Annotated in this window: 21 protein-coding genes; 14 read left to right on the top strand and 7 right to left on the bottom strand. The window is 45.8% G+C overall.

Translation table 11 applies throughout. From position 1 onward, the window contains the following. The first annotated feature begins 479 nt into the window (after window positions 1–479). The 4 genes from era to GWO68_RS02210 all read left to right on the top strand — a co-directional run bounded on the left by era (window position 480) and on the right by GWO68_RS02210 (window position 3406). Window positions 480–1367, top strand: coding sequence for a GTPase Era (era, locus tag GWO68_RS02225; protein ID WP_162344769.1), 888 nt, complete (start codon window positions 480–482; stop codon window positions 1365–1367). Window positions 1368–1436: 69 nt separating this feature from the next. Next, window positions 1437–2750: a ribosome biogenesis GTPase Der gene (gene der / locus GWO68_RS02220; RefSeq protein WP_162344768.1), complete on the top strand. Its 1314-nt coding sequence runs from the start codon at window positions 1437–1439 to the stop codon at window positions 2748–2750. A gap of 78 nt (window positions 2751–2828) precedes the next feature. Then, window positions 2829–3020, top strand: coding sequence for a hypothetical protein (locus tag GWO68_RS02215; RefSeq protein WP_162344767.1), 192 nt, complete (start codon window positions 2829–2831; stop codon window positions 3018–3020). Between the two features lie 173 nt (window positions 3021–3193). Further along, window positions 3194–3406, top strand: a complete 213-nt coding sequence (locus tag GWO68_RS02210) for a hypothetical protein (protein WP_162344766.1) — start codon at window positions 3194–3196, stop codon at window positions 3404–3406. Between the two features lie 54 nt (window positions 3407–3460). Here the strand turns inward: GWO68_RS02210 and GWO68_RS02205 are convergent, their stop codons facing one another. Continuing rightward, the gene (locus tag GWO68_RS02205) at window positions 3461–4030 is read right to left on the bottom strand and encodes a hypothetical protein (RefSeq protein ID WP_162344765.1); all 570 of its coding nucleotides are present in this window, start codon (window positions 4028–4030) and stop codon (window positions 3461–3463) included. Window positions 4031–4231: 201 nt separating this feature from the next. Between GWO68_RS02205 and GWO68_RS02200 the strand changes: the two genes are divergently transcribed. Then, entirely contained in the window at window positions 4232–5320 is a 1089-nt protein-coding gene (locus GWO68_RS02200; protein ID WP_162344764.1) for a hypothetical protein, read from the top strand. Between the two features lie 20 nt (window positions 5321–5340). On the opposite strand, the gene murQ is transcribed toward GWO68_RS02200, so the two are convergent. The 4 genes from murQ to GWO68_RS02180 all read right to left on the bottom strand — a co-directional run bounded on the left by murQ (window position 5341) and on the right by GWO68_RS02180 (window position 8654). Then, window positions 5341–6156, bottom strand: a complete 816-nt coding sequence (murQ, locus tag GWO68_RS02195) for an N-acetylmuramic acid 6-phosphate etherase (RefSeq protein WP_162344763.1) — start codon at window positions 6154–6156, stop codon at window positions 5341–5343. A 48-nt stretch (window positions 6157–6204) separates the two neighbouring features. Next, entirely contained in the window at window positions 6205–7077 is an 873-nt protein-coding gene (locus tag GWO68_RS02190) for a BadF/BadG/BcrA/BcrD ATPase family protein (protein WP_162344762.1), read from the bottom strand. A 68-nt stretch (window positions 7078–7145) separates the two neighbouring features. After that, the gene (locus GWO68_RS02185; RefSeq protein ID WP_162344761.1) at window positions 7146–7400 is read right to left on the bottom strand and encodes a cytochrome b5 domain-containing protein; all 255 of its coding nucleotides are present in this window, start codon (window positions 7398–7400) and stop codon (window positions 7146–7148) included. Window positions 7401–7496: 96 nt separating this feature from the next. Next, window positions 7497–8654 carry a formimidoylglutamase gene (locus GWO68_RS02180; protein WP_162344760.1) on the bottom strand — a complete coding sequence of 386 codons (1158 nt, stop codon included), beginning with the start codon at window positions 8652–8654 and terminating at the stop codon, window positions 7497–7499. Between the two features lie 249 nt (window positions 8655–8903). Between GWO68_RS02180 and GWO68_RS02175 the strand changes: the two genes are divergently transcribed. From GWO68_RS02175 to GWO68_RS02140, 8 genes are all read left to right on the top strand, one after another. Next, the gene (locus GWO68_RS02175) at window positions 8904–10667 is read left to right on the top strand and encodes an AMP-dependent synthetase/ligase (protein ID WP_162344759.1); all 1764 of its coding nucleotides are present in this window, start codon (window positions 8904–8906) and stop codon (window positions 10665–10667) included. Between the two features lie 128 nt (window positions 10668–10795). Beyond that, window positions 10796–10984, top strand: coding sequence for a hypothetical protein (locus tag GWO68_RS02170; RefSeq protein WP_162344758.1), 189 nt, complete (start codon window positions 10796–10798; stop codon window positions 10982–10984). Window positions 10985–11202: 218 nt separating this feature from the next. Then, window positions 11203–11373 (top strand): hypothetical protein, encoded by a 171-nt coding sequence (locus GWO68_RS02165; protein WP_162344757.1) that lies wholly within the window; start codon window positions 11203–11205, stop codon window positions 11371–11373. A 177-nt stretch (window positions 11374–11550) separates the two neighbouring features. Continuing rightward, window positions 11551–11985 carry a MarR family winged helix-turn-helix transcriptional regulator gene (locus GWO68_RS02160; RefSeq protein WP_162344756.1) on the top strand — a complete coding sequence of 145 codons (435 nt, stop codon included), beginning with the start codon at window positions 11551–11553 and terminating at the stop codon, window positions 11983–11985. Between the two features lie 24 nt (window positions 11986–12009). Further along, the gene (locus GWO68_RS02155) at window positions 12010–14412 is read left to right on the top strand and encodes a 3-hydroxyacyl-CoA dehydrogenase/enoyl-CoA hydratase family protein (RefSeq protein ID WP_162344755.1); all 2403 of its coding nucleotides are present in this window, start codon (window positions 12010–12012) and stop codon (window positions 14410–14412) included. A gap of 92 nt (window positions 14413–14504) precedes the next feature. Beyond that, complete coding sequence (locus GWO68_RS02150; RefSeq protein WP_162344754.1) at window positions 14505–15683, top strand: thiolase family protein; 1179 nt, start codon at window positions 14505–14507, stop codon at window positions 15681–15683. Window positions 15684–15866: 183 nt separating this feature from the next. Continuing rightward, on the top strand, window positions 15867–17660 hold the full coding sequence (locus GWO68_RS02145) for an acyl-CoA dehydrogenase family protein (RefSeq protein WP_162344753.1): 1794 nt from the start codon (window positions 15867–15869) through the stop codon (window positions 17658–17660). 171 nt (window positions 17661–17831) lie between these two features. Continuing rightward, window positions 17832–18566 carry a glycosyltransferase family 2 protein gene (locus GWO68_RS02140; RefSeq protein WP_162344752.1) on the top strand — a complete coding sequence of 245 codons (735 nt, stop codon included), beginning with the start codon at window positions 17832–17834 and terminating at the stop codon, window positions 18564–18566. On the opposite strand, the gene GWO68_RS02135 is transcribed toward GWO68_RS02140, so the two are convergent. Beyond that, on the bottom strand, window positions 18554–20002 hold the full coding sequence (locus GWO68_RS02135) for a hypothetical protein (RefSeq protein WP_162344751.1): 1449 nt from the start codon (window positions 20000–20002) through the stop codon (window positions 18554–18556). The two genes, GWO68_RS02140 and GWO68_RS02135, sit on opposite strands and share 13 nt — an antisense overlap. 298 nt (window positions 20003–20300) lie before the next feature. On the opposite strand from GWO68_RS02135, the gene GWO68_RS02130 reads away from it, so the two are divergent. After that, the gene (locus GWO68_RS02130; protein ID WP_162344750.1) at window positions 20301–20537 is read left to right on the top strand and encodes a hypothetical protein; all 237 of its coding nucleotides are present in this window, start codon (window positions 20301–20303) and stop codon (window positions 20535–20537) included. A gap of 6 nt (window positions 20538–20543) precedes the next feature. Here GWO68_RS02130 and recG read toward each other — a convergent pair whose 3' ends face one another. Beyond that, a complete protein-coding gene (gene recG / locus GWO68_RS02125) occupies window positions 20544–22643 on the bottom strand; it encodes an ATP-dependent DNA helicase RecG (RefSeq protein WP_162344749.1) in 2100 nt (699 codons plus the stop codon). Window positions 22644–22758 lie beyond the last annotated feature (115 nt).

The following is a 22758-nucleotide window of genomic DNA, read 5'->3' as shown; positions in this document are numbered from 1 at the left end:
AAGATCGGACAGGTCGCGACCTGTCCCTACGGAACTATAACCACGATAAAAGCTATAGAACAATAGCTACTCAAAAAACTATAGCATAGCTATCGAAACGTATCAGTCTTTGGGTTGAGCGCCTTTGATTTGTTGCGGTGGCGCAGCCAATCCGAGCGCAGCGAGGATAGCAAGAAAGCAGCAGCGCGATGCCCGAAGACGGGGCCTCCCGGCCGTGAGGGCACCAAAGTATAATTGAAACTATAGGCAAGTAGAGCTCCCAGGATTAGAGGAACTATAGAAGGATAGCCTAGTAGCAAGTAAGTATAAGCTTCAACTATAGGACGTATAAGATTTCTCGACTGACGCTCGAAATGACAATTGGGTAGCTATAAAAGAATAAATCCATCACAAACCTATAAACCTGTGAATCAATTATTCAGCTAATGGAAGGCGGTCTCGTAAAAAAGAAGTAATTTTGCATCCTTAAATTTTAGAGTATGGCAGAAACTCCGCATAAGGCTGGTTTTGTAAGTATAGTTGGCAAACCTAACGTGGGTAAATCTACGCTGATGAATGCGCTGGTTGGCGAAAAGCTTTCCATTATCACATCAAAAGCACAGACTACACGGCACCGTATTATGGGTATTTTGAATGGCGACGACTTCCAGATCGTGTATTCGGATACGCCGGGTATAATAAAGCCGCAGTACGCTCTGCACGAGTCTATGATGAGTTTTGTGCGTACCTCGCTGGAAGATGCCGATGTTATCCTGTTTGTGACAGACATTTATGAGCAGCACGACGAGGATGATGTGATCAAACGGTTACAGTATGCCAAAGTACCAATTCTGCTTTTGATAAATAAAATTGACCAGGCAACGGAAGAGGAAGTACAGCAAAAAGTAGCCTACTGGCAGGAGAAGATGAGCCCGACGGAAATTCACCCGATCTCGGCGTTGCACAACTTCGGCCTGGACCAGTTATTCCAACGATTGTTGCATTATTTGCCAGAACATCCTGCCTTTTACCCCAAAGATGAACTGACTGACAAGCCGGAACGTTTCTTTGTGTCGGAGATCATCCGTGAGAAGATTTTCCTGAACTATAAAAAAGAGATTCCCTATAGCTGCGAAGTGGTGGTAGAGGAGTTTAAAGAAGAGGAAGAGATCATCCGCATCAGGGCCGAGATTAGTGTGGAGCGCAAGAGCCAGAAAGGTATTGTGATCGGCAACAAGGGCGAAGCACTGAAAAAAGTGGGCATGCAGGCCCGTATTGATATGGAGCAGTTCTTCCAGAAAAAGATATTTCTTGATTTGTATGTGCGCGTGAACGAAAACTGGCGAACAGACCAAAAGCTGTTAAGGCGATTTGGCTATAGCGAGTAAGTAGGCGCATGTATTAAAGCTTCGGGGCAAGGTGCTCCGGGGGCACTTTAACTATTTTATACTTTAATAATGTCAACAAACATTATTGCTATTGTAGGCCGCCCAAATGTGGGTAAGTCTACTTTATTTAACAGGCTTGTCGGACGTAGACAGGCTATTATGGACAACGAAAGCGGCGTAACCCGCGACAGAAGCTACGGCCACGGTGAGTGGTGCGGTAAGTTTTTTACAGTTATCGACACCGGTGGCTATGTGCACGGCTCCGATGATATTTTTGAAGGTGAAATTAACAAGCAGGTAGAACTGGCCATTAAAGAAGCCGACGTGATCTTGTTTATGGTAGATGTGGATGCCGGCTTAACTGGCCTGGATGAAGAATTTGCCAACGTACTGCGCCGCTCTGATAAACCAATATACTTAGTTGCCAACAAAGCCGATACCAACGCGCGCGCACACCAGGTAGGTGAGTTTTATGCCTTAGGTATTGCCGAAGAAATTTACCCGATCTCATCGCAAAGCGGATCAGGCACCGGTGACCTGCTGGATGAAGTTGTAAAGCACTTTAAAGACGAAGGTATTGAGGATCCGACTGCTGGTATTCCTAAAATTGCTGTGCTTGGCCGACCAAACGTTGGTAAGTCATCGTTTGTAAACCTGCTACTGGGTGTAGAGCGAAATATAGTTACTGACATTGCCGGTACCACCCGCGATGCCATCCATTCGCACTACAATGCTTTTGGCAAAGAGTTTATTATAGTTGATACGGCCGGTCTGCGCCGCAAGAGCAAAGTAAGCGAAGACATTGAGTTTTACTCGGTGATGCGCTCGGTACGTGCACTGGAAGATGCTGATGTATGTATTGTGATGCTGGATGCCACCCGTGGTATAGAAGCCCAGGACGTAAATATTATTGCCCTGGCCGAAAAGAACCGCAAAGGCATAGTAATACTGGTAAACAAATGGGACCTAGTAGAGAAAGATACCAACTCAACAAAAGAGTTTGAGGAGGAGATACTAAGCAAGATTGCGCCTATAAAGTATGTGCCGGTTATTTTTACGTCAGTGCTTACCAAGCAGCGTATACACAAAGCCATTGAGGTAGCCATGGAAGTATACGACAACAAGACACGCAAAATACCTACTTCTAAACTGAACGATGCCTTGTTGCCTGACATAGAGCGTTATCCGCCGCCAGCTATTAAAGGTAAGTTTATTAAAATAAAGTATGTTACGCAGCTGCCGACGCATAACCCAACATTTGCTTTTTTCTGTAACCTGCCGCAGTATCTTAAAGAATCTTATACCCGCTATTTAGAGAACCGCATCCGCGAGCATTTCGGGTTTAAAGGGGTACCAATTAAGGTATTGTTTAAAAAGAAGTAAAATATTTTTTAAGATATATATAGGATTAAAATATAGTGTTATATTTGTAACTCGTTTTCAAAAAAACAACAAATCATCATGAAAAAAGTATTCGGTTTATTATTCGTTGCTGGTCTTTTCGCTTTCGCATCTTGCAACAAAGCAGAAGAAACTGCTACAGAAGTTGAAACTACTGAAACTACAGTAGAAGAAACAGTAGTTGAAGACACTACTGCTGTTGAAGTTGACACTACTTCAGCTCCAGTTGATTCTGCTGCTTCTGCTCAGTAATTAGCAACAAAGAACTGCCTGGCGCATGGCCAGGGAAGAAAAAGGCACCTGTTTACAGGTGCCTTTTTTGTTTTTCAGAACTATATAGCTTTATAACCGTATTCGTGTTCATGTTAGCTGTTTGTTAGCAGGTAACTGACATTACAGTGTTTATAAACCAAAACAAATAAAAAATGAAGAAGCCAATTTTTATGATGATGCTGGCCGCTGGCCTTTTTGCATTTGCATCATGCGACTCTGCAACCGAAAACAAAACAGAAGAGCAAGCTGAGCAGGTAGAAGAATCTGCCGAAGAAAGAGGTGAGCAGATAGAAGAAGCCGGCGAAGAGAAGGCTGACCAAATGGAAGATGCAGCTGATAACATGGATACAACTGCAGTTCAGTAAGTTTGTACCAATGCCAACTATAAAGGCGGACCTATAACAGGCCCGCCTTTATAGTTACATACTTAACCGGCGCTGTATCAGGGTATTTATACTTTTGAAGAGCTGCTTAGGTGTGTGGGTGCGCCAGTTTACCAGTTCCAGGTTGCCGCCATAGTTCAGGTAATAGTCCAGGTTATAGTTCTTCATCTCGCTTAGCACAAAATCCTGGAAACCGATCGCCACGATCCAGCCATCTTCCACATCTTCAAACCACTCCTCGTAGTACGAATCATCCGACCCATGAAAGTTAAAAACGTTCTCCCCGATAAGGATAAAATGCTTGATGCCTTCATGTACCATCGGGTCAATAATGTTGCGCTTTAGCTTCATGATATCGTTGTGCAGGGCATCGTTCCATTCGCCAATAAACTCAATAATAGCAAAGCCTGCTTCGTAATCCGTAAACAGCACTTTCAGGAACAGCGTTTCAGATTCGATGTCGTCCCACTGCGGATGAATGTAATAGCCGTAAATGGTGTTGGTGTATTGCGACAGGCTGTTTTCGGCGCCATATAAGGGCGAGCGCGGGTCTTCGGAGGCACTGTATAGTTCCAGCCAGTTATAAAAAGGCTCTATGGTATGCATAAAAATAGTTCGTGATCGTTAATACTTAACACAGGCTAAGCCAGCAGTTGTTGCCTATGTTTTCTCTACCTGTATTGGATATACTATAGCCGTAAACTATAGTTGTTGCATCAGAGTATAGTAAAGATAGATTTGTAAATTGATATCAGAAAGAAAACGATAGAGCCGGCGCCTGCCAGCCACTTTACACTTACAGGTAGTATGTTCCCATTCAAAAACTTTTTACTTCTGCGCGTTACGTTATGCCTGGCAACCCTGCTTTGGGTACAACAGGTTTATGCCAACGACAAGGATTATATTAAAATATACCACCCGGTTATACACGAAGCTGAACTGCTGGTTATAGCTAAAGACTATAGTGCTGCGCTGGCCAAGTATAGGGATGCCTTTAAGGCCGTTAAAGAGCCCTTTGCCCGCGACTATTACAATGCTGCCGTGTGCGCCATGCTATCCGAAGATTATGAGCAGACCTTTAAATACCTTGATGAACTGGTGCTGAAAGGAGTAGAGTTGCCGTTTATCAGGAAACAAGATGTATTTAAGCCCTTGCACGAAACCAAAGCCTGGGATAAATTTCTGAAAAGCTACCCTAAGCGCCGCGAAAAGTATAAACGCCATGCTAACCTGGATGTAAGAGCCGACCTGGACGAACTATACGCGCGCGATAAATACTATAGGTTTGCAAAAGGCGGCCTGCGCGTATATGCCGATACCCTTCGCAAAATTGAGAGCGACAATGTAGATATCCTGCTCCGTAACATTCAGAAACATGGCTACCCCGGCGAAACGCTAATTGGCGTTGGTGATACCATAGAACAGTTGCCACGCTTCAGTATAGTGATAGAGCGGCAGACAAAAGCTAAAAAAGGTTTCGATTTTACGGATATTTTAAAAGATGCGGTGCAGCAGGGCAAGCTCTCGCCACAGGCAGCTGCTTACCTGATGGAGACGCAGCAAGGTAACCGGAACTATAAAACGAAAGCGCTTGTAAAAGTAGCCTGCTCTAATAAAAAGGACTGTGAAGGTGATAAGAAACTTAAGTCGCTGAATAAATATTTAGTAGAGAAGCTCACCGAACAGGAAGAAGCAAAAGTAAATGCACTGCGTGCTGAAATCGGGTTAGAGCCTGTTACCGATTATCGTAGAAAGGTGCTCTATAGTTTATCAGATAACCGCTTTATGTTTGGGTATAAATGGTCGGTTGCCAATTACCTTGCACCAAGCCGGGATGCTGCCCAGGTGCTGCTCCGTGGGTTGGTTATACCCGACACCGCCCTGGCAGCAGAATAAATAAGACGTATAACTATAGTTTAAGAAGGAAGGCCGTTATTATAAGCATCTATAGCTGCCCGTACACTGCCATATTTTTGCAGTAACGCGGCGGCTTCGGGTTTTGCCAGTTGTAGTTCATCCATCAGCATGCATGTGCCACGGTCTACCAGTTTCAGGTTAGATAGTTGCATGTCTACCATTTTATTGCCTTTTACACGCCCTAACCGGATCATAGTAGAGGTAGTAAGCATGTTCAGGACAAGTTTCTGGGCGGTGCCGGCTTTCATGCGGGTGCTGCCGGTTACAAATTCAGGTCCTGTTACAACTTCCACGGGGTAATCGGAGGCGGCGGCAACGGCGCTACCGGCGTTGCAAACAATGCAGCCGGTAGCTATACCATTTTCGCGGCAGGTAGTAAGCCCCCCGATAACGTAAGGTGTACGTCCGGAAGCAGCTATCCCTACCACTATATCTTTATTAGTAATGTCGTATTCCTGCAGGTCTTTCCAGGCTTGTTGTTCATCATCCTCGGCAAACTCTACGGCTTTGCGTATCGCTGCATCGCCACCGGCTATAAGGCCTATTACCATGCCATGCGGCACACCATAGGTAGGCGGACACTCCGATGCATCTACCACGCCCAAACGACCACTCGTGCCAGCGCCAATATAAAACAGCCTGCCGCCCTGCTGCAATCGTTCTATAGTAGCATTAACCAGCAGCTCCAGTTGCGGAATTGCTTTTTCTACAGCCAGCGGTACGGTCTTATCTTCGTTGTTTATACTTTCCAGCAGCTGGCGTACAGGCATTTGCTCCAGGCTGTCGTAGTTAGACGCTGATTCGGTAGTAGACACGCTTATTAGTTATAAATGACGAATGATGTATTATTCTCTGGAGATAAACTATAGTTTGTTTGCCGTTCCGGATTTTATCAGTAATTCCTGGTGATAATTGATCAGGCCTTCGCTGGGGCTTTGGATGATCGTATCGATGCGCAGGCCATACTTTTGAGCAGCGGTTTTCAGGTTTTCAGAAAAGTAGTGGGCAATAGAGCCTACAAAGTTTACAGGCAATTCCATGTGGCCTTTATACTTTAGCACATGGCGCTCAAAAAAGTTCTCAAAATTGGTATAGATAAGCTCCTTGATGAATGGGTGTTTGCGTTTATCATGCGCAAATTTGGCAAAGGTAGCCATATAGCGGCTTGGCACTTCAGCACCGTACAACGCGTCCAGGAACTCGTCTTTGGTAATGTTGTAAGTATTTTTCAGCGATTGGGCCAGTTCTTCCGGAAGTTCGCGGTAAAAGTATGCGCGCATCAGCAATTTGCCCAGGTAGGCACCACTGCCTTCGTCGCCCAGCAAAAAGCCCAGCGAAGGCACGTTATCGGTAATGTTTTTGCCATCATACAGGCAGGTGTTAGAACCAGTACCAAGTATACAGGCAATGCCTGGGTTATGGCCGCAAAGTGCGCGCGCCGCACTCAGCAAATCGTGGTCTACGTGTATCTCACTTTCCGGAAATAATTGCTGTAAAGCATCCGATACCTTCTTGTTTCGCTCCGGAGAGCTGCAGCCGGCACCATAAAAATAGATAGCCGATGGTTTCTTATTATCCAGATTCGGAAGCAGGCTCTTTTCTAACTCTTTAAAGATATCTTCTGTTTCCTGATACATGGGGTTAAAGCCCACTGTCTGCACATTCTGTAATACTTCTGTCTGGTTTAGAGCGTTCCAGTCTGTTTTGGTAGAGCCACTATCTGCAATAAGAACCATATGCTGTTAAAGTAAATATGAGTAAAAGTTGTTGTTTGTCTATAGTTGTTTTTTGCCCGGTTTCCCGGCTATTTGCTAAGATATACCGAATTTTTAACTAGCCCGATCGCCTCAAATTTATCAAATACATAAGCGGTATGCGGGGCATCTTTTAGTTCTTCGGTAAGGTCCTGGCCGGCCCAGTGCTCGTAATGGTTGCCGCTGCGCCATAACCTCGATTTCCTGACATCATAAATAACGCCTTTGTATGCTACCCATACTTCGTCTCGGTCCTGGCCGTTGCGCAGGGCAAGCTGTTGTAACGTGTACTCGGGTAATTGCATGCTGGTGTTCGGGTGGTTTGTAAGCTAAAATAAAATGCCTGTAGCTTGGTTTATAGTTGCCCGTTTGTGCAGGCTTCCAAATTTACACATTTATAGTTAACCAATCCGCGCTTGTGTCAGAATCCAGCGGTTGGGCACTTCGCCTTTGGTTGCCTGTAGGTAATCTTCGTAGCTGCAGGGCACCACGCGCGGGCTTTTCCCCTCTGAAAGCGACTCCACTTCAAGCCACCATTTTTCGCTTTGCTTACTTTTATAAAATACCATCCGGTCCGGGTTATCATTAAAGGCAACGGCGTATTTGGTAAACTGTTTACTGTCGAAGCTGATCTCGTTTTTGCGGTGGTAAAAGCCTTCAATAAAATACCAGATCATGGTGGCAACGGTCATGGCGGTTAGCTCGCGTTTATCCAGGGCGGGATTGTATTCATAAATTCCCAGCGAGGTCAGGTTATCGTTCAGGCCGGCATACCAGCAAAGCTGGCAGGCTTCTTCGCCGGTCAGGCCAAACGGGTTTGCAGGTTCGTAGCCCGGCGCATCCTGGTACCTAATGGCTGCTACATCTATCGTCAGCAGGTCGGCGAGGCGCACAACCGGTTCCATTTCCTGCACGTTGCGGTGCACTTCGCCTACGCGGTACGCTTCAAAATGCATTTTCTCCAGCGTAGCCATTACTTCCGGCTCCACTAAATACGACTGGTACCCGATCTGCCCAAGGCTGAACAGGTAGTTAGGCTCGTGCATTAATATGCTACGCAGTTGCTTTTTATTCGGGGTTGCATCGGTATCCTCGGTCATGTCTACGCTGCTGTCTACAGTCACCATGTTTACCACGCGCTCCAGGTGCTCGTAGCCCATAAACTGCCCATACTCCAGGTCGTGCGAGCCGCCTATAACTATAGGTATGGTGCCATGCGATATCAGGACCTCAACAATTTCCTTTATGCGCAGGTACGTATCATCTAAGGTAATGCCGGGGCGCAGGTTGCCAAGGTCTACAATGTTGCAGATGCCCGCACCTTTGTTTAACGTATAAAGCTTTTTACGCACGGCCCGCGCTGCTGCCAGCATGGGGTCTGTGTTCTCGTCGTTACCGGCACCGCGTGTTTCGTTTATCCCTATAATGGCTATGTCGGCAGCACGCCAGTCCGGGAACTTGCTTACAAAACGGTTGATGTAAGCGCCCAGCGTGCGGGGCTTGTTTAGTGCTGCAAAAATATCTTCGTTCAGCGGTTCAAAAAAGATCGACAGGTTCATGTGCTGGCTGCTTTACTTTAAGTTTAAAGTACCAAACTAGTAGGGGCAAGCGCTAACTATAGCTGCACCTAACTGGTAAAAGGTAAATTAAGGAGTGTAATATAACTGATATTAAATATTTATAGGAAGGAAACTGGTAGAAATAAAAAAAAATAATTAAAATGCACTAACGATTGCCCAATCAGCAAATATTTCGGACCGGGTTGCAGGAGCAACAGGTTATACTATATACAAAGATAATAAGACAGCATGAGCATTACCCGTACTATCGACCTATTGTCGCATCAGCTAAACAATTACCCTAACTCAGACTGCCTTGCTGTAAAAAGAGAAGGCCAGTGGGTAAAGTATAGCACCCAGGATGTACAGAACATGGCCAACCACGTAAGCCTTGGCCTTCTGAAATTAGGTATCGGTAAAAACGATAAAGTTGCGATCATTTCCTTTAACCGTCCGGAGTGGGTTTTTGCCGACTTTGGTATTCAGCAGATAGGGGCCATTAGCGTGCCCATGTACCCAACTATAACCGTTGAGGATTACCGCTATATTTTTAACGATGCAGCCGTAAAGGTAATTTTTGTTGCCGACAGCGAACTATACAATAAAGTAATAGCCGCCACCGACGGCATGGATAGTATAAAAGAGATTTACACCTTTGATGAAGTACATGGTGCCAAGCACTGGTCTGATGTAGTAGAACTCGGCAAGCAAATGGAAAACCCGGAGCAGCTTAAAGCCCTGAGCGATGCTGTTACCCCCGACGATATCCTGACCATTATTTATACTTCCGGCACTACAGGTAACCCGAAAGGCGTAATGCTGACACATAGCAACCTGGTAAGCAACGTGCAGGGTACGGTGCCTTACGTGCCGGTAAATAATACACACCGTGCACTTAGCTTTCTGCCGCTTTGCCATATTTTCGAGCGTATGCTACTATACTTATACATGCGTGTAGGTGTGTCTATCTATTATGCCGAAAGTATAGAAAAAGTAGCCGAAAACCTGAAAGAAGTACAGCCACATGTATTTACCACGGTGCCGCGCCTGCTCGAGAAGGTATATGATAAGATTATAGCGAAAGGTATGGAGCTGACAGGCATAAAGCGTAAGTTGTTTTTCTGGGCACTGGAGCTTGGCCTTAAATATGACCCGCAGGTAAACCATGGTTGGTGGTATAACCAGCAGCTGGCGCTGGCCAATAAACTTATCTTCAGTAAATGGCGCGAAGCTCTGGGCGGGAACGTTATAGCTATAGTTTCGGGTGGCGCAGCGTTGCAGCCTCGCCTGGCGCGCGTGTTTTGGTCTGCCAACATCCGGGTAATGGAAGGGTACGGTCTAACGGAGACCTCGCCGGTAATTACGGTTAACCGTTTTGAGCCTGAAAACAACATGATTGGTACGGTAGGTATGCCAATAGATGGCGTGGAAGTGAAAATAGCTGAAACCGATGGTGAAATTCTGACCCGCGGGCCACATGTAATGAAAGGCTACTACAACAAACCTGAGCTTACCCAGGAAGTAATAGATAGCGAAGGCTGGTTCCATACCGGCGATATCGGCGAACTGGTTCAGGGCAAGTACATCAAGATCACAGACCGCAAAAAAGAAATGTTTAAAACGTCGGGCGGTAAATATGTGGCACCGCAGCCAATCGAAAATAAGCTGAAAGAGTCTGTTGTAATTGAGCAGGTTATGGTAGTAGGCGATGGGCAGAAATATGCCGCTGCGCTTATAGTTCCGTCGTTTATGGGCTTACAGGATTACTGCCAGCACAAAGGCATTCCGTATACTTCAGACGCTGAGATGATAACCAAGCCTGAAATTCTGGAGAAGTATAAGCGCGAGATTGAGAGAGCAAACCACGGCCTGGCCCAGTACGAAACTGTTAAGAAGTTTAAGCTAATACCGAACATGTGGACCGTAGAAACCGGCGAACTAACCCCAACTCTGAAAGTGAAGCGTAAAATCATCACAGCTAACTATAAGAAAGAGATTGATAGCATGTTTTAGATTATAGCTAAGGCGGCTCTTGCCTGCTAAAGTTATAGTTACCAATACTGTCATCCTGAAAAGATCTTGGTTTTATAAGCTTAAGATTCTTTCAGGATGATTTTTTTATATACTAACCTATAGTTACCATGCAGAGATGCCTGTTTATAGTTTTAGCTATAGTTTGTTTTGCCTGTAAAGAGCAGAAGCAACCCGAAACTATAGTTGATGATAATGCCCAGCCTGTAAAAGCTGAAAAGACAAATGGACTAGAGTTTGAAAAGATTACTTTTTCAATCTTCCCAGCTTTAGGCGAAAAGCCTATTCTAAAGATGTAGAAATTACACCGGATGGTAAGTTTTACTATCGGCTGCGGGAACTATATGATTTAAGTATTAAGGCTAACTATACTGGAGAGTTAGACTCAGTTGATCTGAAAGAGGTCTATACATTATATCGTTCTATTGATTTAAACCACCTTAAAGAGATTATACATGACGGCTTTGATATGGGTTTCTACTCCCTTAGAATTACTATGTATAATGGATAGGTGCAAATGAAAACCACGCTTCATGATGATGTTGAGAAAAGTGTGCGGGAACTGCTGAAAATAGTTGAAGCCCAGGAGATGAAGAAAAGTGATAACCATAAGTTTAGTACCGCCAAAGATGTCTTAATTCCACCACCCGGCGTAACCTACACTGAAGCTGAACTCGATAGCCTATAAAACCAAAGCCCTTCCCAAAACGGAGGGCTTTTTTATTGCCCGATTGTTAAGGCTATAACTATAGTATCTGTAATCTGCTTCTGCCGTACTACATTTTATGCATGCCGAATAAATTTTTCTAAAATAGTATGCTTGCATAACATTTATTTTCTATATTTGGTATATACCAATGTGTTTATGAAGCCAGAAGAGACAGTAGATTATAATGTGAAAGTATGTTGGCATGCCATTTCGCGCATGTACAACACCGAGGCTGCCAAAAATGACATTACAACATCTATCGGGTTTGTGTTGTTAAACATAGACCAGGAAGCCGGTACGCCTGCCACTAAAATTGCGCCCTTATTAGGCCTGGAGGCACGTAGCCTTACCCGCATCCTGAAAAGCATGGAAGAGAAGAAGCTGATCTTTAAAGTTTCGGACCCAAGCGATAAACGCCTGGTGCGCATCTTCCTCACAAAAAAAGGACTGCAGAAAAAAGAGATATCCCGGAAAACGGTGCTGCATTTTAACCACAAGGTGCGCGAACAGATACCCCAGGAAGAACTTGATGTGTTTTTTAAAGTGTGTGGCCGCATACAGGGGTTGATCGAGAATAAAGAGATATTTTAACCCATAGACAACTATAGCTATTCTATGAAGAGAATAATTAAGAAAGTAGCCGTACTTGGTTCCGGTGTAATGGGCTCGCGTATTGCCTGCCATTTTGCCAATATCGGGGTGCAGGTGCTGCTGCTCGACATCGTACCAAAGGAGCTAACGCCCGACGAAGAGAAAAAAGGACTGACGCTGGAAAGTAAAGCCGTGCGTAACCGTATTGTAAACAGCTCACTGGATGCAGCCTTAAAGTCAAACCCGTCGCCGATTTACCGCCAATCCGATGCACGCCTGATACAGACAGGTAACTTCGAAGACAACATGAAGGATATCGCTACTGCCGACTGGACCATTGAAGTGGTAGTGGAGAACCTGAAGATCAAGAAACTGGTGTACGACCAGGTGGAGCAGCATCGCAAGCCGGGTACACTAATCACTTCCAATACATCGGGTATCCCAATCTACATGATGCTGGAAGGGAGATCAGATGATTTCAGAAAACACTTCTGCGGTACACACTTCTTTAACCCGCCACGCTACCTAAAGCTTCTCGAGATCATACCAACGCCAGAAACTGATACGGCTGTAGTTGATTTCCTGATGCACTACGGTGATCTATACTTAGGGAAAACTACTGTACTGGCAAAAGATACACCTGCCTTCATCGCAAACCGTGTAGGTATCTATGCTATCATGCAGGGGCTGCAGGTTATGAACAAACTGGGCCTGAACGTAGACGAAGTAGACAGAATTTCCGGTCCGATCATCGGTCGTCCGAAGTCGGCTACTTTCAGAACGCTGGATGTGGTTGGTCTGGATACACTGGCTAACGTAGCAAATGGTCTTTACCAGACTGGCGAGAGAGACGAGTCGCGGGAACTGTTCCAGTTGCCGGACTACCTGCAAAAGATGGTAGAGAACAAATGGCTGGGTGATAAAACCGGTCAGGGTTTCTATAAAAAAACGAAAGACGCGAAAGGCAAAACAGAGATCCTGACGCTCGATTTGAATACGCTGGAGTACGGACCGAAGCAACGTGCCAAATTCCAGAGCCTGGAAGTGCTAAAGCCGATTGAAGATCTGAAGAAGCGTGTGAAAGTTTTCTCTGGTCAGTCAGACAAAGCTGCGCAATTCTTTAATGAGTCACTCTATGGTTTGTTCCAGTACGTGAGCAACCGCATTCCTGAAATTTCTGATGAACTATACAGAATAGACGATGCCATGCGTGCCGGCTTTGGCTGGGAGCTTGGTCCGTTTGAGTACTGGGATGCCATTGGTGCCCGTGAAGGTGTGCAGCGCATGATCGAAAACGGTTATCAGCCTGCTGCCTGGGTAGAAGAAATGCTGAACAGCGGCAAAGAGTCCTTCTACATTGTAGAGAACGGCAACCGCCGCTACTACGACATCAACAGCAAAGAATATAAAGCCATACCAGGTGCCGAGAACTTTATTATACTCGAGAACCTGCGTGGCAGCAACGTAATCTGGAAAAACACCGGTGCAACTATAACTGATTTAGGCGACGGCATCCTGAACGTAGAGTTCCATACCAAAATGAACACTATGGGCGGCGACGTGATCATGGCGCTGAACAAAGGTATTGACCTTGCCGAGAAAGACTTCCGTGGTATGGTAGTAGGTAACCAGGGCGCTAATTTCTCTGCGGGTGCTAACGTAGGCTTAATCTACATGTATGCGCTGGATCAGGATTTTGATGAGCTGAACATGATCATCCGCCAGTTCCAGAACACCATGATGCGCATGCGTTATTCGGCTATACCTGTAGTAGGTGCACCACATGGCTTAACGCTGGGCGGTGGCTGCGAGCTTAACCTGCACGTGGATCACATACAGGCGGCTGCTGAGACTTACATGGGCTTGGTTGAGTTTGGTGTCGGTTTGATCCCAGGCGGTGGCGGTACAAAAGAAATGACGCTACGCGCTGCGGATATGTATGCCGACGGCGACATAGAGTACAACGACCTGAAAAACGTGTTCCTGAACATCGGTATGGCAAAGGTTTCTACGTCGGCTAAAGAAGCGGTAGACCTGGGCTTTATGCGTAAATCAGATGGTATAACTATAAACAGTAACCGCCTGATTGCCGATGCTAAAGCGCAGGCTATACTTCTGGCCGAAGCCGGTTACACCAAACCGGTACAACGCACTAATATTAAAGTACAGGGCAAAGGCGCGTTAGGTATGTTCCTGACTGGAGCTAATGCCATGTTTACCGGCCGCTATATGTCAGAGCACGACCTGAAGATCTCTCAGAAACTGGCTTACGTGATGTGCGGTGGTGACTTGTCTGCCCCAACTGAAGTGAGCGAGCAATACCTGTTGGATTTGGAGCGTGAAGCCTTCCTTTCATTAACAGGTGAGCGCAAAACATTGGAGCGTATTCAAAGCATCCTAACAACTGGCAAGCCGCTGAGAAATTAATGATGTAGATAGTGGTAATGTAGTTGATACGAGCTGCAAGCTCGCACCAGGGAACAACAATCAACCATTTAACAATTTAGCAATTCATAGATATGAACAATGCATATATCGTAGCCGGATTTCGTAGCGCCGTTGGTAAAGCTGGCCGTGGCGGATTCCGGTTCACCAGACCTGATGACCTGGCCGCTGATGTCATCAAACACCTTATGGCTTCTGTGCCAGCTTTAGACCCGGAGCGTGTAGACGACCTTATAGTTGGTAACGCAGTACCGGAAGCGGAGCAAGGTTTACAGATTGGCCGTATGATTTCCCTTTTGTCGTTGCCGATGTCGGTTTCTGGTATGACGGTGAACCGTTACTGCGGCTCTGGCCTGGAAACTATAGCTATTGCTGCAAACAGAATTTCAGCTGGTATGGCTGACTGTATCGTGGCAGGCGGAACCGAATCAATGTCGCTGGTGCCAACGGCTGGCTGGAAAACAGTTCCAAACTATAAGATCGCCAAAAACAACCCGGACTGGTACCTGAGCATGGGCTTAACTGCCGAAGCGGTAGCTAACGACTATAAAGTTACCCGCGAAGACCAGGATGAGTTTGCTTACCACTCGCATCAGAAAGCAATCAACGCGATCAAGAACGGCTACTTTAAAGAGCAGATCGTGCCGATTACGGTAGAAGAAACTTACCTGGATGAGAACGGCAAAAAGAAAACCCGCAGTTATGTAGTTGATACCGACGAAGGCCCACGTGCTGATACATCTATTGAAGCTTTAGCTAGACTTAAGCCTGTATTTGCAGCAGGTGGTACCGTAACAGCCGGTAACTCTTCTCAGACTTCGGATGGCGCAGCCTTCGTTATAGTGATGAGTGAGCGCATGGTGAAAGAGCTGAACCTGGAGCCAATTGCACGTCTGGTGAGTTATGCTACAGGTGGTGTTGATCCGCGCATTATGGGTATGGGCCCGATCGCAGCTGTTCCGAAAGCGTTGAAAATGGCCGGCATGACGCTGAACGATATCGACCTGATCGAGATGAATGAGGCTTTTGCGGCACAATCTATAGCTGTAATGCGTCATCTGGATTTCGATCCTGCTAAGCTTAACATAAGTGGTGGTGCTATTGCTTTAGGTCACCCGCTGGGTTGCTCTGGTGCTAAGCTGTCAATCCAGCAGTTCCACGAGCTTCGTCGCTTAGGCAAGAAGTACGGCATGGTAACCGCCTGTGTGGGTGGTGGCCAGGGCGTGGCTGGTATCTACGAATTGCTGAAGTAAGCTAGTTAACTGCTGGCGCGAGTTTGTAACTCGTGCCTTGCTATGATGTTGAGTTTGTAACTCAACTGGGCCAGAGGTCCAAACTATAGTTAGTCACGAGCGAGGACGCTCGCGCCAGCAAAAGCAGCTCTACATAAAACAACTAACTATAACTGTATCTAAAAACTTAAAACATACATCCCCATGGAAACTCAGAATAAAACCGCAATACTAAAAGGTGGTGAGTTCCTGATAAAGGAAACGAATCCGCAGGACGTGTTTACGCCCGAAGATTTTAACGAAGAGCAGCGCATGATGGCCCAGACCTGTCTGGACTTTGTGCGCGAAGAAGTACACCCGCTGCTTGAAAGACTGGATAACCACGAAGAAGGCCTGATGGAGAGCCTGATGAAAAAAGCAGGAGAGCTTGGTCTGTTCGCAGTGTCTATTCCGGAGCAATACGGTGGCCTGAACATGGACTTTAATACTTCGCTGCTGGTAACAGAATCAGTAGGTGGTGGGCATTCGTTCCCGGTTGCTTTTGCGGCTCACACGGGTATTGGTACGCTGCCAATTTTATACTTTGGTACAGAAGAGCAGAAACAGAAATACATTCCAAAGTTAGTGAGCGGTGAATGGATGTCGTCTTACTGCTTAACAGAGCCGGGTTCTGGCTCGGATGCCCTGGCTGCTAAAACCAAAGCGGTGCTGAATGAAGCGGGCACACACTATATCCTGAACGGTCAGAAAATGTGGATCACGAACGCAGGCTTTGCCGACGTATTTATTGTTTTCGCGCAAGTAGATGGCGATAAGTTTACCGGTTTTATAGTTGAGAAAGATTACCCGGGCCTGAGCCTTGGTAACGAAGAACATAAAATGGGGATCAAAGGCTCGTCTACGCGCCAGGTATTCTTAACAGACTGCGAAGTTCCAAAAGAGAATGTGCTGGGCGAGATTGGTAAAGGTCATTTGATCGCTTTCAACATCCTGAACATCGGTCGTATCAAGCTTTGTGCTGCTACGTTGGGTGCGTCTAAGAGCGTGGCAAGTTTATCAGTGAAGTATGCGAACGAGCGTCACCAGTTTAAACTGCCTATTTCTAAGTTCGGTGCCATCCGTCATAAACTGGCAGAGCAGGCAATCCGGATCTTTGCTGTAGAGTCGGCGCAATACCGTGCCGGTATGGACATTTACCGCATGGAACAGGAGCTAATGGCTGCCGGCAAGGACGAAAATGAAGCTCTACTAGGTGCTGCCCGCGAGTTTGCCGTAGAGTGTGCCATGCTGAAAGTAGAAGGTTCTGAAGTGCTGGATTACGTGGTGGATGAAGGGGTACAGATCTATGGTGGTTACGGTTTCTCAGCTGACTACCCAATGGACCGTGCTTACCGCGATTCGCGTATCAACCGCATTTTTGAAGGTACCAACGAGATTAACCGCATGCTTACCGTGGACATGATCCTGAAGAAAGCTATGAATGGCGAACTTGATCTGATGGGCCCTGCGCAGAACGTGCAGAACGAACTGATGGCTATTCCTGATTTCGGCGCTGAGGAAGAGGAAGGTCTGTTTACGGCGGAGCACAAGGTTATCCGTAACCTGAAAAAAGCTATCCTGTTAGTAGCTGGTACGGCTGTTCAGAAGTACATGGCATCGCTGGCAAAAGAGCAGGAGATACTAATGCACATTGCGGATATGGCTATTAAAACCTATGTGGCAGAGTCTACTTTACTGCGTGTAGAGAAGCTTGTTGCCAGCAAAGGTGAAGAAGCTGTTGCTAACCAGATAGATATTGCCCGTGTAGTTGTGAACGATGCGGTAGACTCTTCATACATTGCTGGTAAAGATGCGATTGCCGCAATGGCCGAAGGTGATGAGCAACGCCTGTTGTTTATGGGCTTAAAACGCTTCACCAAAAAAGACCTCTACAATACAAAAGACGCCCGCCGTCGTATTGCAGCAGCGCTTATCGAAGCAAACGAATACGTTTATTAATTTCTGACCATTTATAGTTTAGAAAGGCTTTCTCTTAAGGGGAAAGCCTTTTTTGTTTTGATACATATTTTAAATATAATAAAAAGTATATTTTTTTATCTAAAAATGTAAAGCCTATAGTATTTTATACGTATGAAGAGCAGCGCCCCAACTATAAACCTATAGTATCTAATGAAAGTAAGCTGCCTAATACCTTGTTATAACGAACGTAAGCGAATTGCCCAGGTTCTTGATGTTGTTGTGAGCACGAAATATATAGAGCAGGTAATTTGTGTAGATGATGGCTCTACAGACGGAACAGCAGAATATATCGAAAGGAACTGGCCTACAGTGGAAGTTATCAGGTTACTACATAATCAGGGCAAAACCAAAGCTATAAAACAGGGATTAAAGTATGTGTTGCATGCTTCGCTGTTAATGATGGATGCTGATTTAAAGGGCCTGAAAAAAAGTGAACTGGAAGCAGCCTTAGATGCCTATAAGGAATATTTTGAAGTAGACATGATCATTATGCGGCGCATTAACTCGCCATGGTTTGTGAAATGGTACCGTAGCGATGTGTTACTTTCGGGTGAGCGCATTTTGCAAACTGCCGATTTAAGACAGGTATTAAAGCAACGCTTGAAGTGCTACCAACTGGAAGTGGCTATAAACCGCTACATGCTGCGCCACAAAAAAACAGTTCGCTGGATGCCATGCTCCGCCATGAATACCTATAAAGTAGATAAACTTGGCGTATTACACGGCTCCCGTAAAGAGTTTAATATGTATGTTGATATTGTAAACTATGTAGGGTTCTCGCATATGTGCCTGCAACTGGCATCATTTACTAAAAAGCTACACCACCAGGGCACAACAGCCCCTGCACCCAAACGACAGCTATACTTAAAAAACTACTTCAGCTGAATATGATGTAATCTAAGACCAGCTTCGCGTTTTTTCGGACGCACCACTACGGTTACATCTCTTTCTGTCAGCCAGCTTGTAAAATCTTTTACATAAGCCAGTTCTTTGTCATTGGCTACATTCAGGCGCACACCTTTTGGCTCGGTTGTCTGACCGGTTTTGGTATCAATCTGGCGAAGGTACAGGTCGTATTTACCTTCCAGTTCTTCTAAAGTAAGCAGGCTCAGGGTATTGCCATTCAGGTAAGCACTATACGAGATGCCAGAAAATACATCTTCGGCAGGCGCTTGCTGGTGTTTCATCAAGACAGAGGTCCAGGCGGAGTTCATATACTCGTCGTAAGCAAACAGCAGCATTTCTTTTGCAAAATATGGTGCGTTCTTACCGCCAGTAGTGTACTTCTTTTCAGTCAGTATAAGTAGTTTGTTATCAGTAGTTTGTAGTAAATCAGAAATATAGATGTCTTCAAAACGCTTCGGCTTGTTCTGGTCTGTTTTGTTTAAGGCATTTATTTTGGCAAGATAATCAGGCGTAAATTTAAACTCTTCAGCAAACACCATGTCATCGGCTTCAAAGTTAAAGCGTACGGCTTTCAAACTATAGTATAAACCGGACGCTTCTTCGGCAGTAATTACGGCACCGTATAGTTGGTTGTCGGCCATCAGCTTAAACCGCGAATCCATGATGTATACTTTTTTGCCACCATACATGCCGCCCACCAACACGCTCATTACTTTGGCTTTCGGGTCTTTCATGTTATACTGGCGTACCGTCAGGCGATTCATGTTATCCGATATCAGGCTCAGGTACTGCTCGCCGCTGTTGCTCACATGTATATCCACCGAAAGTATGTCGCGCACATCGTTCAGGTTATAGTTTGTATCGGTTACCTTCTCAAGTTTGGCATCATACAGCACACCTTTTACACTTCTGATCTTATAGTTGCTGTCGGCCTGGTAGTTAAAAACCAATAGCTTAGACCCGTCCTGCGAAAACGCAATGCCCGGCTCGCGGTTAGAAACAGGGCTTTCCATTAATAGTTGCTTATCCTTTAGGGTGCCGCTGGCAAGATCTATAATATATCCGTGTAATTGCTGGGTAGCGCCTGTTTTGGTATGGGCTACAACTATAGCTGCTGTTGGGTTAGTATAAAAACCATACACTGTTTGCTCTGTGGTTAACGGTATAGTAGCTCCCCACTTTTTTTTCAGACCTGCCATGTACTTTTCCACAGCATAATTACCGTTAGGCTTGCGGCTGAGTATCACAAATTCTTCGGCACCTGTCGGTATCGTTTTAGTTGTAATGCGCTGGTTATACCTGTCTTCAGATACGTTCGGGTGATACTCGAATGGCATGGTGCCTTTTGTTCTGGATTGCCCAAAAGAGGTTATTGCAAACAAGCAAAAAGCAATAAGGAAGTACAGGTTTTTCACGGGTTGATATTTTTGAATCGAACTCAAACTTAAGGTATAGCCAAGCATTAGTCAAATTTAATTTAGGAGGCTACTAAACAAAATGCAGCCAATGTAAAGCAGTAATTATAAAATTGTATTTAATTTATAGTATAGGGGTTTAAAGCCAATATAGCTATAGTTTTATATGAACATTTGTTGGATTCTGACTACTTATAAAAGCCTGCCTGTAGAGCGATGAATTTGGTCATTCACTTAATATGAAGCTTCTGCTGCAACATGTATTTTCTGTTATAGTACACCTTAGGGTAGATAGAAAATGAGATTTGTATTTAAAATACTAGCCTTTATAGCACTTTTACTGATAAGCAAATTAACCCGACAAGATACACTGGTAACTACTCCTGCCGAAAGCCCTCAGGTTATAGTTAACACCCAACATAGCACTGTGCAAAAGGCATCTGCAACACTTACGGTTGGCCAAATGTACAAAGAAGCAAGCCTGCCCCATAACACTGTGCAGGCTGTAGTAGCTACACCAGCAACTATAAAATAGGGGTTTTTAACTGATACGGCTCCAGTTTACAGTATTAGCGCTCAACGACTGAATATGCCTGCGGATGTTCTGATGTTCGGCATTTTCGAGTTGGGGGTCATCGTGTAATATGTTTTGTGCTGCGGCACGCGCTTCCTGAAGTATAGGTGCATCCTTGGCCAGGTCAGAGATGAGCAGGTCGAGCACACCGCTTTGCTGGGTACCCATTAAATCCCCTGGACCGCGTAATTTCAGGTCAATATCGGCAATCTCGAAACCATTGTTAGTGCGCACCATTGTCTCCAGGCGGGTTTTGCTGTCTTTGCTCAGTTTGTAGCCCGTCATCAGGATACAGTAGCTCTGCTCGGCCCCACGGCCTACGCGCCCACGCAACTGGTGCAACTGCGATAACCCAAAACGTTCAGCACTTTCTATGATCATTACTGAGGCATTTGGCACGTTTACACCCACTTCAATAACCGTAGTAGCCACCATTATCTGGGTTTCGTGTTTCACGAAGCGCTGCATTTCGTAATCTTTGTCCTGTGGCTTTAGTTTGCCGTGCACCATACTTACCTGGTACTCCGGAAAAGCCCGCCGTATACTTTCATAGCCATCCATCAGATCCTTATACTGTTCCATCTGCTCCGATTCCTCGATCAGTGGATACACGATATAAATCTGACGACCAAGCTTTATCTGATCTCTTACAAACTGGAAAACACGCAGCCTGTGAGAGTCGAAGCGATGCACGGTAACGATTTCCTTACGGCCGGCCGGCATCTCATCAATTACCGATACATCCAGGTCGCCATATAAGGTCATGGCCAGTGTGCGCGGAATAGGAGTGGCCGTCATCACGAGCACATGGGGAATGATGCGCGGATTTTTGCGCCATAGTTTAGATCGCTGCTCAACGCCAAACCGGTGCTGCTCATCAACTATACACAAACCCAGGTTATGGAACTGCACTACATCTTCCAATAGGGCATGTGTGCCAACAATCATCTTCATTTCGCCGGAGCGGAGCTGTTCATGTAGTTCGCGCCGTTCCTTTGTTTTAGATGATCCTGTCAACTTCCCGATTTTTATACCTAACCTGTCAGCAAATTCTTTCAGGCCTGTATAATGCTGTTCTGCTAATATCTCGGTTGGCGCCATCAACACCGACTGAGCCCCATTATCGGCAGCGATCAGCATGGTGATGAAGGCAACTATAGTTTTACCGGAGCCCACATCGCCCTGCAGCAAACGGTTCATTTGCTTGCCCGACGTCATGTCTTTGTGGATCTCTTTTATAACCCGTTTCTGCGCACCGGTCAGGTCGAAGGTCATGTGGTTTTTGTAGAACTCCGTAACCGTTGGCACCTGTTTGAAAATCTGTCCTGCAAGGTCGGCGCGGCGCACTACTTTCTGGCGCAACAGGCGCAACTGTATATAAAAAAGCTCCTCAAACTTAAGCCTGAACTTGGCCGCATTATACTTTTCCACCGACTCCGGGAAGTGTATGTTTTGCAGCGCGCTTCGTTTGTCTGTGAGTCGGTAAAGATCTATCAGGTCCGGCGAAAGGGTTTCGTGTATGTTAGGCGCAGCGATCTTCAGCAATGATTCGATATACTTAGAGATCACTTTGCTGTCGATGCGGTGGGCCTTTAGTTTTTCGGTAGTATGGTAAACCGGCTGCAGGAAGGAGGTAGTTTGCTTTTCTTCGGCAAGTTCTTCCAGCTCGGGGTGAGCCATATTATACTTGCCATTAAACTCCGTCGGTTTCCCGAAAACAATATAGTCGGTGTGGTTCTTCAGGCTTTTCTCCATCCATTTCACACCCTTAAACCAAACCAGTTCCATCTCGTCACCGGCTTCATCTACAAGCGTAGCTGCCAGGCGTTGCTTGCGGCCTTCGCCCAAAAGTTGCTTGCCTTTTACACGCCCGCGTACCTGTACATACGGCATGCTTTCGTCGAGTTCGGCAATACGGTAAAACTGGGTGCGGTCTAAGTAACGGAAGGGGTAATGTTGTATCAGGTCGCCGTACGTATACATGTTCAGCTCCTTCTGCAACAGCTCGGCACGCATAGGGCCTATCCCTTTCAGATACTCGATCTTCGTATGGAAGAAGTTACTCAATGTCTTTGGCTATACTTGGGTGATGAAAGTATAAAGATACTGATTTTGTCTGAATCAGTATTTGCATGAGTGGTGAAGCTGCCAACCTCACAGTGTCTTCACGACCTGTAGTGCC

This window comes from Pontibacter fetidus (assembly GCF_010119545.1).
Classification (GTDB): Bacteria; Bacteroidota; Bacteroidia; order Cytophagales; family Hymenobacteraceae; genus Pontibacter; species Pontibacter fetidus.
This window is presented reverse-complemented; position numbering and strand designations above follow the sequence as displayed.